The organism is Pseudoroseicyclus sp. H15 (genome assembly GCF_054353345.1).
Window position 1 is genome coordinate 366,936 of sequence record NZ_JBTHJE010000005.1, and the last position, 14,600, is coordinate 381,535.

Below are 14,600 nucleotides of genomic sequence, written 5' to 3' on the forward strand. Positions count from 1 at the left end.
ATGGCCAAGCTCTGGCGCAAGAAGCTGCTACTCTCGAAAATCGAGGCCACCTATGGCACCGACGCCACGCCGACCGGCGCCCTCAACGCCATCCAGGCATATGACTTCCGCCTCATGCCGATGGAAGGCCAGGACGTCGAGCGGCCGCTGGAGACGCCCTTCCTCGGCGGGCAGGAAACGATCCCTGCGGATCTCCACGCCAAGATTACCTTCAAGGTCGAGCTGGAGCCCTCCGGCGCTGCCGGCGTCGCCCCCGGATGGGGGCCGCTCCTGCGCGCCTGCGGCTGCGCCGAGACGATCACGGCCGACACGTCGGTCGTCTACAACCCGGTCTCGGGCTCCTTCGAGAGCGCGAGCCATTACTTCAACCTCGACGGCCAGCTCCACAAGCTGCGCGGCTCGCGCGGGACGGCCAAGATCACGATTGGCGCCTCGGCCATCCCCTACCTGGAATTCGAGTTTACAGGGCTCTGGTCGCAGCCAACCGACACCGCCTTCGCCACCCCCGATTTCAGCGCCTTCAAGAAGCCGCTGGTCGCGACCTCGGCCAACACGCCGACGGCGACGATCGACGAGGTCGACATGGTCCTGCGCAGCTTCGAGCTAGATCTCGGCTGCACCGTCGCGCCGCGCTTCCTGGTCGGCGGCGAGAGCATCCAGATCACCGACCGCAAGGAGACCATCTCTGCGGTGGTCGAGGCCGTGCCGCTCAGCACCTTCAACCCCTATGCGCTCGCCACCGGCGAGACGCTGGTCGAGCTGCAGCTCGTCCACGGCACCGCGGCCGGTCGCATCGCCACGATCGTCGTGCCGCAGTTGCAGATGCAGCGCCCGGGCGCGCCGACCGAGAACCAGGGCATCGTCGAGTGGCCGCTTTCGGGCGTCCCGATCTTCGATGCCGGCAACGACCAGTGGACGCTGACGCTCACCTGAGGAGGCAAATATGTTCAAGATCGTGAAGGAGCCGCAGTTCACCCACAAGGTCACCGTGAAGGTGCCAGTGGACGGTGGCCATGAGAGCCAGACGATGATGGTGCGCTACCGCTACGTGCCCGACGCCGAACTATCCCAGATCTACGCCGACAACCCGGCCAACGGCGACAGCGAGATGGCGCGCGCTGTCACGGTCTCGCTGGACGATCTGGCGGGCGAGGACGGCCAAAAGCTCGACTGCACCCCCGAGGTGATGGAGCAGGTCTTCTCCAAGACCTATGCGCGCGCCGCCATCATCGCCGGCTACGTGGCAGCCGTCTCGAAGGCCGCTGCGGGAAACTGAGATGGGCCGGGGCGGCCTGGGCGCGCGGCACGCTCATGGCTGCCCCGCCGGGCGAAAGCTCCGGCCTCAGCGCCTTCCTGGACGACGCCGTCGAGATGGGCCTCGAGCTGCCGCCGGAGCTGGCGGCGATGGCCGAAGACGAGGAGGAGGCGGGCGAGGGTGTCTGGCCGGAGAATGCCGAGGCCGTCAGCGCCTTCCTCAGGGTCTGCAATCAATGGCGGGTGACTGAAGGCATGGGCGGGCGGCTCTGGATCGGCCTCGATTATGCGGCGGCGAGGGACGGCCTGGACGCCGCCGCAATCGCCGTGACGCCCGATCTCTGGGCGGCGCTGCAGCTGGTGGAAGCCGGGGCGACAAGGGCCCTGAATGAGGGAGCGGAGACGTGACATTCGTTGTCTCAGGTCGGGTCGAAGTCGATGGCGCTGGCGCCCGTGCCGAGGTGCGCCGGACGAGCGACGAGGTCCGCAACCTCGGCCGGGCGACCGATGAGCAGGGGCGGTCGTCGCGCAGCACCGCCGGCGCCGAGGAGGCGCTGACAGCGCGCACCCGTGCCCGCGGGCAAGCCTCGGCGACCGCTGCCGGCCAGGCGCGCCAGCTGGACGCTGCCACGCAGCTCTCCGCCGGGTCGGTCGCCAACCTCGGCGCCCAGTTCAACGACATCGGCGTCATGCTGGCGGCGGGGCAAAACCCGCTGCAGCTCGCCGTCCAGCAGGGCACCCAGATCACCCAGGTGATCGGCCCGATGGGTGCGGGCGGTGCCGTGCGCTCGCTCGGCGCTGCCTTCATGACGATGCTCTCGCCGGTCAACCTGATCACGATCGGGTCGATCGCCGCCGGCGCCGCCATGATCCAGTGGCTGACCAGCTCCATGGGCGGGGCGCGCTCGCTCGATGACACGCTGGAAGCACTGAACGACCGCGTCGATGAATATGTCGAGGCCTCCGAGCGCGCCCGCCGCTCCACCGCCGAATGGCGGGTGGAGGAAGGGCGCTTCGCCGAGGAGGCGGCGGCCCAGGCGGCGCGGCTGGCAGAGGATCGGCGCCGGGCAGGCGTGGCGGCCGCGCGCGATGTGATCGCCGAGATCACCAGCATCTACGACCTGCGCAGCCCGACCAGCATCACCTCCCGCGACAGCGCGAACTTCCGAGACATGTTCGGCATGGGCTCGCGGATCGATCGCGGCGACGAGGAGAGGCTGGTCTCGGACGTCTACCTCGGCCTGCGCAACCTTGACGCGGCGCGCACCGGCTCGGTCGAGGACCAATACGCGGCCTTCATGCGGCTGATCGAGGCCTATCGGTCGGCGGCGGCCTATTCGGGCCAGATCAACGCGACCGAGCAGGCGCGGATCTCCATCCTGGAGGAGCAGGCGGCGAAGCTGCGCGAGATCCTCGCCGAGGATGACGCCCAGACGCGCGCGGCTGAAGGGCCCGACTGGGCGCTCGCCTCCGACATCGCCCGCAACGAGGCCCGCGTCCAGGCTGCCCGCACCATGGTGGAGGCCGAGCGTGAGGCGGCCGAGGCGGCGCGCCAGGCGGCGGCCGAGCGCGAGCGGGCACAGGGCGCGCTCTGGCGGCCGCAAGCCGAGCTGAAGGCCCGCGCCGATGCCTTCCGCAACGAGGCCCGCGCCCGGCTCATGCGCGAGGTGGCGCAGGCCGAGGCGGCGGCGCGGGTGCAAGCCCAGCTCCGCGCGGCCGAGGGCGAGAAGATCGTCGCGCAGAACCAGCTCGAAGCGAACGTCACCCAGGCCATCGCCCGCTACGGCGCGAATTCCGTCCAGGCGATGCGCGCGCGGGCAGCGGCCGTCGAGGCGACTGTTCGCGCTGAGTACGAAGCGAAGAACTACGCGGCAGAGCTGGTCGACCAGATTGTCCAGTCGACCCTCGCCGCCCAGGGCCTCGCGTCGACCGACATCGCCTCGACCATCGCCGCCGGCTCCAACCAGGCGGCGCAGCTGGCGCGCAATCTCGGCATCGCCCTCTCGGCCGCCCAGGCGCTCGCGAATGCCGGCGCCCGGCTGCCTGGGCGCGATCGCAATGGCGAGGTCATCTACGATCCGCGCGATCCGCGCTATGACGCCGGCCTCGCCGCCCGCGAGAGCAACTTTGGCTTCGAATATGGCACCGTGTCGCCCTTCGCCGCCTCCCGCATCGATGTCGGCTCGGCCGCCGCCGGCGGCGGCGGTGCGGCGTCGGCGGCCGAGGAGACCGACGCGGCCCAGGAGCTGATCGAGCGGCTGACGGATGAGCGAGCGATCCTGCGCGAGCTGGACCCGGTGCAGAAGGAGATGCTCCGCAACCGCGAGGCCCTCTCGGAGGCGACGCGCGAGCAGCGCGCCCAGGTGCAGGAGCTGATCATCGGCAATTACGCGCTGGAGCGCGCCCAGGAGACCTTCAGCTTCCTGCGTGAGAGCGCGGCGGATTTCGTGAGCCAGCTGCGGCCCCAGCAGGGGGAGAACTTCCTCGACGGGCTCGCCCGCTCGGGGCTGAACCTTCTAAAGGTGCTCGAGGACGCGGTCTGGCAGGCGGCGCTCCTGGGTGAGGGCCCGCTCGCCGGAACCTTTGGCACGTCCAACGGCAGCGGCTGGGTCGACCAGCTCCTCGGCGCCCTGCTGCCATCTATCCTGCCTGGCGCCGCGCCGGGTTCTGTCGGCGCACCGCTCGCCGATCCAGGCATCGCTGCCGCTCTCCGCCGTGCCGAGGGTGGGCCGATCTGGGGGCAGGGGCACGGCACCGCTGACAAGGTGCCCGTTTGGGCCTCTGCGGGGGAGTTCGTGGTCAATGCCCGCGCCACGCGGCGCAACCTGCCGCTCCTGGAGGCCATCAATGCCGGCGCCGCGATGGGCCGCTTCGCCGCCGGCGGCCAGGTGGGCGGCGGCCCGGCATCGGACGGCTTCGGCGGGCCGCTCGTGGTGGTCGAAGATCACACCAGCATGGGGGTGACGAGGGAGGAGCGCGAGGAGGTCACTCCCTCCGGTCAGCGCCGCACCCGCCTCATCCTCGCCGATGCCGTGGGCGAGGGACTGACGACGCCCGGCGGCGGCGGGCGGCGCGTCCTGCGCCGGTTCGGCATCGATCCGCCGGGGCCGCTGAGATGAGCGTCCCGAGCTGGCCCTCCGAGCTGCCCCGTCCCCTGCGCGATGGCTACGATCTGCGCAGCGACGATCCGCGCCTGCGCCGCCCCGCCGACACCGGCCCGCCCGGCTACCGCCGCCGCTTCAGCGCAGCTGCTCTGCAGAGCCGCATGACGATCGACGTCTCGCGCCGCGAGCTGCATCTCTTCGATCTCTTCTGGCGCGACACCTGCCTCTTCGGCAGCCAGCCTTTCACCATGCCCGACCCGGCGACGGATGGCTGGCCGCTCCTCACCGATGACGGCCAGATGATCTTGGCCGGGGACGGGCGGCCGATCCTTCTGGCAGCGACTTGGCTCTGCCTCTTCGGCTCGGAGACGCCGGTGCGCAGCGCCGTGGCAAACCAGTTCAAAGTCGCCTTCTCGGTGTCGGTGATGCCATGAGGCAGATCTCGCTCACCGCCCGCCTCTCGGCCGAGGAGGTCTCGGCGACCGAGGTGGAAATCGCGCTCTTCAAGATCGAGCATGCGAGCCTAGACGCGCCCTTGCGGATCTCCACCGATCCGACCTCGCGCCTCTCGGCCGAGCCGCTCCGCTATGGCACGAGGTCGAGCTGGGGCGATGCCGATCCGGCCAACGAGCCCTACCTCTTCCTGCCGATCGCGGTGGAGCTGCCGGGCGACCAGGAGGACGTGCCAGCGGCCTCCACACTCGTCATCGACAACCTGGTCGCCGGCCTGCCGAAGATCCTGCGCGGCCTCACCTCGCCGGCCAGCGTCAGCGTGGCGGTGGTGCTCGCCTCATCGCCCGACGTGGTCGAGGTCGAATACACCGGCCTGCAGCTGGTCACCGCCGGCGGCGATGCGAGCCAGACCCGCCTCGAGCTGTCCCGCCGCCCGATCGAGGAGGAGAACGTGCCCATGGATCGCTTCACCCGCGACCGCTTTCCGGGGCTTTTCTGATGCGCGCCTTCACCAACGCCTCGGCCTATGTCGGCCTGCCGTGGCTCGAGCGCGGCCGCACCGCCGCCGGCGTCGATTGCTGGGGCCTCGCGGGGCTGGTCTACGGGCTCGAGCTGGGCATCGAGCTGCCGAGCTACGCCGGCGACTACGTCAGTCCGCATGAACTGGTCGAACTCGATCGCCTGATCAGCGCCGGCCGCGAAGACTGGCTGCCCGTGGCCGATCCGCAGCCCTTCGACCTCCTGCTCTTCCGCCGCAGCCACTTCGACAGCCATGTCGGCATCTGCGTGACGCCCCGCGCCATGCTGCATGCGACCTCGACCGACTGCAGCAAGATCGTGGACCCGACCGGCCCCCGCTGGGCGCCACGCTTCACCGGGGCTTTCCGGCACCCTTCAATGGGGGTTTGAACATGCCTGCAAAGGCCCTCTCCGCTCCGCTCTTCGATCCCGGCGCCGGCCGCCAGGCCATCGAGGTGCCGCCCGGCGCCACCGTGGCCTCGATCGTCGCCGAGCTTTGCCCTGGCGCCGATCCGGCGGCGCTGCGCGTGACGCTGGTCAATGCCCGCGGGGCGGCCGTCGTCTCCCAGGCGCACTGGGCGGGCCTGCGCCCGAAGGACGGCACCACGATCGTCATCCGGGCGGTGCCGGCGGGGGACAACCTCCGCCCCGTCCTGCTCGCCGTCGTCTCCATCGCAGCCGTCTCGCTCGGTCAGTACTGGGCCGCCTCGCTTATCCCGACGGCCGGCCTCGGCCAGACGCTGCTCGCGGCCGGCATCGCGGCTGGCATCAACGTGGCGGGCGGGCTCCTGGTCAACGCCCTGGTGCCGCCGCCCGAGCCGGAGCAGGCGCCCGGCCGGGGCCGCCAGGTCTACGGGCTCGCCGGCTGGCGCAACGAGACCCGCCCCGGCGCGCCGGTGCCGCTGGTGCTCGGCCGCATGCGCTACGCGCCGCCCTTCGCCGCGCGCAGCTGGACCGAGATCGTCGGCGACGAGCGCTACATCCGCGCCCTCTTCACCTTCGGCTACGGCGAGCTGGACATCTCCGACATCCGCATCGGCGAGACGCCGATCTCCGAGTTCGACGAGGTCGAGGTCGAGACGCGCAGCGGTGCCGATGGCGACGAACCGGTGAGCCTCTATCCCTACCAGGTGATCGAGGAGGCGGCCTCGGTCGAGCTGGTGCGGCCTCTGCCGCGCGATGATTTCGGCGAGGTCGAAGAGGGGGCGTCGATCGAGACGCCGATTGTGCGCGTCACCTCGGCCGACACTGCCAAAATCACGGCGCTGATCGGCTTCCCCTCGGGCCTCTTTCGGGTGAATGACGACGGCGACATCGTCTCGCTGGCCGTCAACACGCGCATCCGCCAGCGCCCCTTCGGCACGACAACCTGGACGACTGTCACCACGCTCAACATCTCCGCCCGCCAGCGCGAGGCCTTCGTGCGCGCCTATACCTGGGAGCCGCCGAGCCGCGGCCGCTGGGAGGTGGAGGTGACGCGCATGACCGACGAGCGCACCGACACGCAAGTCTCCGATCGTGCCGTGCTCGCGGCTCTTCAGTCGATCCGCCCCGAATACCCGATCGCCCTGCAGAAGGGGCTGGCCCTGGTGGCCGTGCGGGTGCGGGCGACCTACCAGCTCAACGGCACGCTTGAGAACTTGAACGCCATCGTGCAGCGCAAGGGCATGGTGCGCGATGGCGGGGTCTGGACGACGGCGCTCACCCGCAACCCGGCCAGCGCCTTCCTCACCGCCCTGATGGGGCCGCAGAACCCCTTCCCGGTGGCCGAGAGCGGCATCGACATGGATGCCATTTCCGACTGGTTCAATTACTGCGAGACGAAGGGCCTCAAGTACAACGCCGTGCATGACCAGTCCGAGCCGCTCGCCCGCCAGCTGCGGGCCATCTGCGGGGCCGGCCGAGCCTCCCCCCGCCACGATGGGCTGCGCTGGACCGTGGTCGTCGATCGGCCGCAGAGCCTCGTGGTCGACCACGTCTCGCCGCGCAACTCGGGCAACTTCCGCTGGCGCCGCCAGTATCTCGATCCGCCTGAAGGCTTCCGGGTCCGCTTTTTCGACGAGACCAACAACTGGCAGCAGGCCGAGCGCATCGTGCCCTGGCCGGGCTTCTCTGGCGAGCCGACCCTCACCGAGGCGCTCGATCTGCCCGGCAAGACCAATCCCGACGAGGTCTGGATCGAGGCGCGCCGGCGCATGTACGAGCTGATCCATCGCCCCGACCTCTTCGAGGCGACGCAGGATGGCGCGGCCCGCGTGGCCACGCGCGGCGACCTCGTCATGCTCTCGCAAGACGTGCTCGAGGAGACGCAAGTCGCCGCCCGTGTCCGCTCCGTCGCCGGCACCTTCGCCACGCTCGACGAGGAGATCGAGATGGAGGCGGGCATCAGCTATGGGCTGCGCTTCCGCACCTGGCCGACGTCAGACCCGGTCGGCACCTCGATCGTCGCCGGCGTTGTGACCAGGGCGGGCGTGAGCCAGGTCATCGAGCTGGAGGACGAGGCGGACGTTCCGCCCGTGGGGCACCTGGTGCATTTCGGGGTGATGGGGCAGGAGAGCCTGCCCGTGCGCGTCAGCGGCATCGAGCCGGCCGAGGGCATGGCGGCGCGGCTGACCATGCTGGCCGATGCGCCCGAGATCGACACACTGACCGATGCCGAGGAGCCGCCGGCCTGGGACGGCCGTGTCGGCGAGATCCTCGACATCGATACCGGGACGCCCACGGCGCCGCGCATCCTGCGGCTGGCGGCTTATCCGACCGAGATCGAGGTGCTGGTGGCGCCTGGGAAGGGGACGCCGGCGCTGGTGACCACCTTCGAGATCGATCACCGGCTCTCGGGCAACCTCGCCTGGCTGACGAAGACGGTGCCCGCAGCCGAGGGCGGCACGACGATCATCGGCTACGATGCCGGCGACGAGGTGGAGATCCGCGCCAGGGCACTGAGCGGGGCGGAGGATGGCGCCTACACCTCAATCCGCACGGTCACCGTGCCGGCCCCGACGCCGCCCTAAGTCCACGACGTTTGACGAGGGGCGGCGATCTGTGCTGATCTGGAGCCATCCCCCGTCTCCCGCCAGCCATCCCCCACACCCCGGTGAGGGTGTCTTGTGCCGGGCGCTTTCGCCCAAATTGCGCCTGATGACACCGGGCCGGGGGCAGAGCGCGTGGCGGACAACGGACTTACAAGCACAGACCTGCCAGAGGCCCCGCTCCAGAGCGTTCTGGGCAACGGCGCCAATGGCACTGCGGTCGCCACCATCGCCAATCTCGCCTCCCAGATCGCGGCCAGTTCCGCCATCCAGAGCCTCATCAGCAGCTTCTCGGCGGGCACCCACCCTCGGGCCTCAGTGCTCGTTTCGACGCTGACCTATTCGGGGGCGCTCTCGGGCGATCCGGGCGTCATCGATGGCATCGACGTTCCCGACAATGCCCGCGTCCTGCTGCGCAGCGGCCGCTCGGATGCGGCGGAATACGGCGCTTGGAACGTCAACTACGGCGGCCCGTGGACCCGCGTCTTCGATGCCAACAGCGCCGCCGAGATCCCCGGCTCCACGTTCTACGTGGAGGAGGGCACCTATTCGGGCAAGACGTTTGGGCTTGTGGTGGCGGACGCGGGCAGCTTCACGCTCGGAACGGACCCGATCAGCTCGGTTCTGATGAGCGATCTCGCTCCCTTGCTGGCTGCCGTCAGCGCCGAGGCCAGCGCACGGGAGGCGGCTGTCTCCGAGCTGCAGACTAGTTTCGAGGCGATATTCGACGAACTCACCGTTGAACCTGCCGCCGCCAAGGTGCCCCGCGCCGACGGGGCCGGGCGGATCAAGGAAGGCTGGCTGCCGCCGCCCTCCTTCTTCCGTGGTCAGGAGGTGCTGATCCCGGCTTTCGACAACGTCCCGCCCGGCTGGCACGACATCGGCGAGCGGCTGCTCTCCACAACTTCGGCGCGGGCGATCCTCAGCAACTGGCAGCCGGAGCTGCCGGTTGCGGTGTTCGTCTTCGACGACACGTCGCTGCTCTTCCAGGATGCGGCCGAGACGGTGCCTGTCGAGGATGACGGCGACCCCGTGGCGGTGGCCTATGCGAAGGTCGGCGGCGGTGCCATCTCGGCCGTGGCCGTCGCCAACGCGACGTTCGCCTCCAGCCTCACGGGCTGGACCGTGGCCAACGGCTCGGCGAGCGCCACTGGCGGCAAGGCGCGGATCGCGCGCACCTCCGCCACCTCCTCGATCCAGCAGGCGTTCAACCTGACTAAGGGCGTCCGCTACATCTTCCGGGCCGATGCCACCTGGGTTGCCGGCGTCTCCGCCGCGGCCGGCCTCGTTCTTCGGGAGGGCGCGGCCTACAGCTCGGCGCTGATCCTCTCGCAGTCGCTGGCGGCAGGCGCCTCGGGCGAACTCGAACTCGACTACACGCCCGATGCCGACGAGACGGTCTACCTGCACCTCTCGGTCCTCTCGGCGAGCGGCACGATCGACTTCGAGAATGTCGCGGTCAGCGCCGACACCCGGCTGCGCTTCGCCACCGCCGATACCGCCCGCCGGCCGACCTACCGGACGGATGGCAGCCTCCACTGGCTAGAGTTCGACGGCATCGACGATGCGCTCGAAGCCAACATCTACGGCATCGGCCTCGACACATTCGACGGCGCCGTCTGGGCCTCCTACCGCCCGCTCGACGTCACCGCCGGCTATGTCTGGAACGCCGGGCCCCTCACGGCCGACACGACCGGCCTGGTGGCCAACGTAGCCGGCGACTTCCTGCGCGTGGGCGGCAATGCCGGCAACGTCATGGACGCCGGCGCCCACGACAAGGTCGCGGTGCTGAGCGTCGACCGTGGCGCCGGCACCGGGAGCTTCGGCCGCGAGGGCGATCTCGCCGCCGTCAGCGCCGGCACCGGTGACGTCGACTGGGCCCTTGCAATCGGGGCCCGCATCGACGGGACGGACGTCGTCAACTCGCCGCAGAAAATGCGGCTCTACGGGATAGGGGTGGCGCAGCAGGCCGTGTCCGCCTCCGTCCGCGACCGGGTGACGAGCTACTTCCTAAACCTCGCCCGCTATCGGCCCCCGCGGAAGATCTACGTCATCCTCGTCTCTGGGCAGTCCAACGCCGACGGCCGCGCCGTGATCGGCGACGGTCCGGCGTGGCTGCAGGATGGCGTCATCGAAGGGCTGGCCACCTGGACGGGGGGCAGGATCGAGGGCGCCTACTGGCTCAACCCGGTCGGGCCAGAGGGCAGTGGGGCGAGTTTCATCACCTCCGGCGCCACCTCCGGCGCCACCTCCGGCGCCGCGGGCTGCTTCAGCTTCGCTGAGGTCGCCAACAAGGTGATCCTCGACGAGGGCATCGGCAACGTCGTCGTCTGCCGCGTCACCGAAGGCGGCACCCGTGTCGATACGGCCGCCAATTCCCGTGGCTCCTGGAATGCCGATTACGACGCGATCCCCGCCGGCACCCCGAAGCTCCTGCAGCTCCTGGAGCAGCGCTACGCAGCGCTCGTCGCCTGGTGCGCTGCCCGCGGGATCGAAGTGGAAGTGGCGGCGCTCTTTCACCACCAGGGCGAGGCATCCGCCGCGTCTGGCAAGGCGACCTTCCGCGCGGATACGGAGGCCGTCTTCGCCAAGGTGCGCGAGTTCACCGGGGTGCCGAACCTGCCGGTGATCTCCGGCACGATCAGCCATGCCAGCTCGCAATACGACGCCGACATCGAGGCCGACATGCTGGCGATCGCGGCAGCCGACGCCAACGTCTACTACCGCGAAAACAGCGCACTGACGCTCTTCGACGGGCTCCATTTCGATGCCGACAGCAACGTGACCTTCGGCACATGGGCCGGCAATCAGCTGGCCACGATCTACGGGCTCTGATCTCAGGCCACGCCCTCCTCGGGGGGGCCAAGGGGCGCTGTAACGCCCCTCGACACGGGGCGATTTCGAACCTCCCCGCCGACCTAGCTTAGCTTGAGGCCGCCCCCTCCCTCGCGCGAGGACGGCGATCATGGAGCGATTCTGACCATGGGCGATAGCCCCCAAATGCAGCCGGTGGACCCGGCCCGCCCCGTTGCCCCGTACCTCGGCGGCAAGAAGAACCTCGCCAGGCGCATCTGCGACCGGATCGAGGCGATCCCGCACACGCTATACGCCGAGCCGTTCGTGGGTATGGGCGGCGTGTTCCTGCGCCGGCGCGCCCGGCCGAAGGCGGAGGTGATCAACGACATCAGCCGAGACATCGCCACGCTCTTCCGCATCCTGCAGCGACACTATCCGCAGTTCCTGGAAGTGCTGCGCTTCGGGCTGACGACGCGGGTGGAGTTCGAGCGCCTGGTGGCGACCGATCCGGCGACCCTGACCGACCTCGAGCGCGCCGCCCGCTTCCTCTATCTCCAGCGCACCGCCTTCGGCGGGAAGATCTCCGGCCGCAACTTCGGCGTCTCGAAGGACCGCACGGCGCGCTTCAACCTCTCCACGCTGGAGCCCATGCTCGAGGACCTGCATTGCCGCCTCGCCGGCGTCGTCATCGAGTGCCTGCCCTGGGAGGCGTTCCTCGGTCGCTACGACGGGCCGGGGACGCTCTTCTACCTCGACCCGCCCTACTGGGGCGGCGAGAGCGACTATGGCCCCGGCGTCTTCGAGCGGGCCGATTACGAGCGTTTGGCGGGGGCTTTAAGGGGCCTTCAAGGCCGCTTCATCCTATCGATCAACGATCGCCCGGAGGTGCGGGAGTGCTTCGCCGGGTTCGAGCTCGAGGAGGTGGAGACGACGTATTCGGTGCAGGGTGGCGCGCAGACCGGGCGGCGGGAATTGATGTTCTTCAAAAACCAAGCTCAAGTGAAGTCTTGGTAGACAGCAAAAAAGGCCAATGATGGCAGTTCGGCGTCGTTCACAAACACCCCGTCCTGGATGGTCGCTTCTATCCACTCGTCATCGGTCGCACCGCCGGTTCCGGTAGTGGGCCTCAGCCGGTAGGCGGCAATCGTCCGTCCTGCCTCGTTCTCTTCGGAGCCATGCCACTCATATTCAGCTTCAAGAAGAAGCTTCGGCGGAGGGAGGGAGGCGACAGGGATCGTCACAACGATCGTATCTTCTTGGTTAGGGGGCAAGCCGAACTGCGAGCCATCCTCCATTGAACTCAGATAGGTTTCGCCCTCGAAAGTCACGGAGGGCGGGTTGCCGAACGCCGGGAGCTTCCCGACGTTCTTGACCCTGATGCTGATGCTAAACTCGAACTCTGGGTCTTCTCCGGAAGGATCGGGCGTAGCAACGATGTATCTGAGCTGAACGCCACCAAAGCTCAGGTAGGGTCGCTGCCCAAGTCTCATGAGGCGATTGGCCTCGAGAGCAGCTTTATTGACCATTGCGTTCTGCCAGAGTGTACAGAGGAGCAGAGCTGTACCAATTACGCTTAGTACGAAAGAGGATAGTGCCAGATAGACCATGGCGTTGGTAGCCCGCGCCATTGACTCCTGAGCTCGGAGGTCTTGGCGAGAATAGTAATCAGGACTGCTCTCAGCATCATCCGGACCAACAACTGCAGTGGTGTTAGGGCCCGCAGCTAGAGGCACCCAGTATGCGTAGTCGTATGGATCGCTGTTTTCTCCGTTGCCGTATCGGCAGGGGTCGTTAGGGCAGTAGTTGAGGCCAACCAAACCAACGAGGGAGAATACAGCGAGTGCTCCTCCGACGATCAAGCCAAGTGCGAACGTCGCGCTCCATCCCTTAGACACTAACTCAGACCTCCAGTACTTATCGGCTGAAGATGGGAACCGCGGCCGCGAGATGTGTTTTTCAAAGCCGTCCCTCGCACGATTCTTTGCGCTTCAGATCTAAGCTACATCGGATCGTGCGAGCAGGCATCCTTGGACTGAGGCTGAAACCTCGTGCAGCCAGTGAACGCACTCCCAAGGGCCGCTTCGATAGGCAAGCCGCGCTGCTGCAACTTTCACTGTAATACACTGCAAATTTTGCTGCTACGCTACACTTGCCTTTGGCACCTGGGCCGCCGGGCAGCTCTAAGCTTGGCGCGTGTTCGCCTTTTGTGCTAGCCATGGGCCAAAGGCCGGGAACCGGCCAGGCACAGGCGAGAGCAGCGGGGCAAGCAGATGCGGGTATTGGGCCTTGATCCAGGGCTGAGGATGCTCGGCTGGGGCGTGATCGACGTGGAGGGATCGAAGATCCGCCACGTCGCCAATGGCGTCTGCCGGTCGGGCGAGGGGGCGCTGGCGCTGCGGCTGCTGGCGCTGCACCGCCAGCTGACAGACATCCTCGCCGAGCATGCGCCCGATGCGGCGGCGGTGGAGGAGACCTTTGTGAACCGCGACGGTGTCGGCACTTTGAAGCTTGGTCAGGCGCGCGGTATCGCCCTGCTCGTGCCGGCGCAGGCCGGGCTGGAGGTCGGCGAATACGCCGCCACCGCCGTGAAGAAGGCCATCGTCGGCACCGGCCGCGCCGAGAAACGCCAGGTCGAACATATGGTTCGCCTGCATCTGCCGGGCGCCGTGCTCGCCGGGCCCGACGCGGCCGACGCGCTGGCCGTCGCCATCTGCCACGCCCATCACCTGCAATCGCGCGGCGCGCTGGCCGCGGCTCTCGCGAGGGCGGGCGGATGATCGGGCGGCTGGCTGGTGTGATCGTGCATCGCGGCGCCGATCACGTGATGATCGACGTGCGCGGCGTGGGCTATGTGGTGCATGTCTCCGAGCGGGCGCTGTCTTCGCTGCCGCCGGTGGGGCAGGCCGCGGCGCTGTGGACAGAGCTGCTGGTGCGCGAGGATCTGCTGCAGCTCTTCGGCTTTCAGAGCCTGATGGAGAAGGAATGGCACCGCCACCTGACCTCCGTTCAGGGCGTCGGCGCGAAGGCCTCGATGGCGATCCTCGGCGCGCTGGGGCCAGAGGCTTTGGGCCGCGCCATCGCGCTCGGCGACTGGTCGGCGGTGGCGAAGGCCAAGGGCGTCGGCCCCAAGCTGGCGCAGCGCGTGACGGCGGAGCTGAAGGACAAGGCGGCCACGGTGATGGCTCTGGCGCAGCAGGCGGCAAGCGCGCCGGTACTGCTGGAGGACGAGGGCGAACCGGTCGCAGCGCCCGCCCCGGCGGCGCCCGAGGGCGGCGCGCCGCAAGCCTCCGCCTCGGCCGAGGCCCTGTCGGCGCTGGGCAATCTGGGCTACGCCCCCGGCGAGGCGGCGGGTGCCGTGGCGCAGGCGGCGGGCGCCAGCCCCGAGGCCGACACCGGCGCGCTGGTGCGCGCGGCGTTGAAGCTTCTGGCGCCCGGGAGGTAAGGG

General features: G+C 68.9%; 13 protein-coding genes. 12 read left to right on the forward strand and 1 reads right to left on the reverse strand.

The genetic code is table 11. The features are described from left to right. From ACXN5S_RS12560 to ACXN5S_RS12605, 10 genes are all read left to right on the forward strand, one after another. A complete protein-coding gene (locus tag ACXN5S_RS12560) occupies positions 1-933 on the forward strand; it encodes a phage tail tube protein (protein ID WP_458605777.1) in 933 nt (310 codons plus the stop codon). Between the two features lie 10 nt (positions 934-943). Continuing rightward, a complete protein-coding gene (locus tag ACXN5S_RS12565) occupies positions 944-1,276 on the forward strand; it encodes a hypothetical protein (RefSeq protein ID WP_458605778.1) in 333 nt (110 codons plus the stop codon). A gap of 35 nt (positions 1,277-1,311) precedes the next feature. Next, a complete protein-coding gene (locus tag ACXN5S_RS12570; RefSeq protein ID WP_458605779.1) occupies positions 1,312-1,662 on the forward strand; it encodes a DUF1799 domain-containing protein in 351 nt (116 codons plus the stop codon). Then, positions 1,659-4,373, forward strand: a complete 2,715-nt coding sequence (locus tag ACXN5S_RS12575) for a phage tail length tape measure family protein (protein WP_458605780.1) — start codon at positions 1,659-1,661, stop codon at positions 4,371-4,373. Before ACXN5S_RS12570 ends, ACXN5S_RS12575 begins: the two co-directional genes overlap by 4 nt. Further along, on the forward strand, positions 4,370-4,792 hold the full coding sequence (locus ACXN5S_RS12580) for a hypothetical protein (RefSeq protein WP_458605781.1): 423 nt from the start codon (positions 4,370-4,372) through the stop codon (positions 4,790-4,792). The genes ACXN5S_RS12575 and ACXN5S_RS12580 overlap by 4 nt, the downstream gene beginning before the upstream one ends. After that, positions 4,789-5,310, forward strand: a complete 522-nt coding sequence (locus ACXN5S_RS12585) for a hypothetical protein (protein ID WP_458605782.1) — start codon at positions 4,789-4,791, stop codon at positions 5,308-5,310. The genes ACXN5S_RS12580 and ACXN5S_RS12585 overlap by 4 nt, the downstream gene beginning before the upstream one ends. Continuing rightward, positions 5,310-5,720: a C40 family peptidase gene (locus ACXN5S_RS12590; RefSeq protein WP_458605783.1), complete on the forward strand. Its 411-nt coding sequence runs from the start codon at positions 5,310-5,312 to the stop codon at positions 5,718-5,720. The genes ACXN5S_RS12585 and ACXN5S_RS12590 overlap by 1 nt, the downstream gene beginning before the upstream one ends. A 2-nt stretch (positions 5,721-5,722) precedes the next feature. Then, positions 5,723-8,341, forward strand: coding sequence for a TipJ family phage tail tip protein (gene gpJ, locus ACXN5S_RS12595; RefSeq protein WP_458605784.1), 2,619 nt, complete (start codon positions 5,723-5,725; stop codon positions 8,339-8,341). A gap of 153 nt (positions 8,342-8,494) precedes the next feature. After that, positions 8,495-11,194 carry a sialate O-acetylesterase gene (locus ACXN5S_RS12600; RefSeq protein WP_458605785.1) on the forward strand — a complete coding sequence of 900 codons (2,700 nt, stop codon included), beginning with the start codon at positions 8,495-8,497 and terminating at the stop codon, positions 11,192-11,194. A 165-nt stretch (positions 11,195-11,359) separates the two neighbouring features. Then, complete coding sequence (locus ACXN5S_RS12605; RefSeq protein ID WP_458606049.1) at positions 11,360-12,169, forward strand: DNA adenine methylase; 810 nt, start codon at positions 11,360-11,362, stop codon at positions 12,167-12,169. Here ACXN5S_RS12605 and ACXN5S_RS12610 read toward each other — a convergent pair. Beyond that, positions 12,151-12,783 (reverse strand): hypothetical protein, encoded by a 633-nt coding sequence (locus ACXN5S_RS12610; RefSeq protein WP_458605786.1) that lies wholly within the window; start codon positions 12,781-12,783, stop codon positions 12,151-12,153. The two genes, ACXN5S_RS12605 and ACXN5S_RS12610, sit on opposite strands and share 19 nt — an antisense overlap. A 642-nt stretch (positions 12,784-13,425) precedes the next feature. Between ACXN5S_RS12610 and ruvC the strand changes: the two genes are divergently transcribed. Together ruvC and ruvA are read left to right on the forward strand one after the other, a co-directional pair. Next, entirely contained in the window at positions 13,426-13,932 is a 507-nt protein-coding gene (ruvC, locus tag ACXN5S_RS12615; RefSeq protein ID WP_458605787.1) for a crossover junction endodeoxyribonuclease RuvC, read from the forward strand. Then, positions 13,929-14,597: a Holliday junction branch migration protein RuvA gene (gene ruvA, locus ACXN5S_RS12620; protein WP_458605788.1), complete on the forward strand. Its 669-nt coding sequence runs from the start codon at positions 13,929-13,931 to the stop codon at positions 14,595-14,597. Before ruvC ends, ruvA begins: the two co-directional genes overlap by 4 nt. Positions 14,598-14,600: the final 3 nt, after the last annotated feature.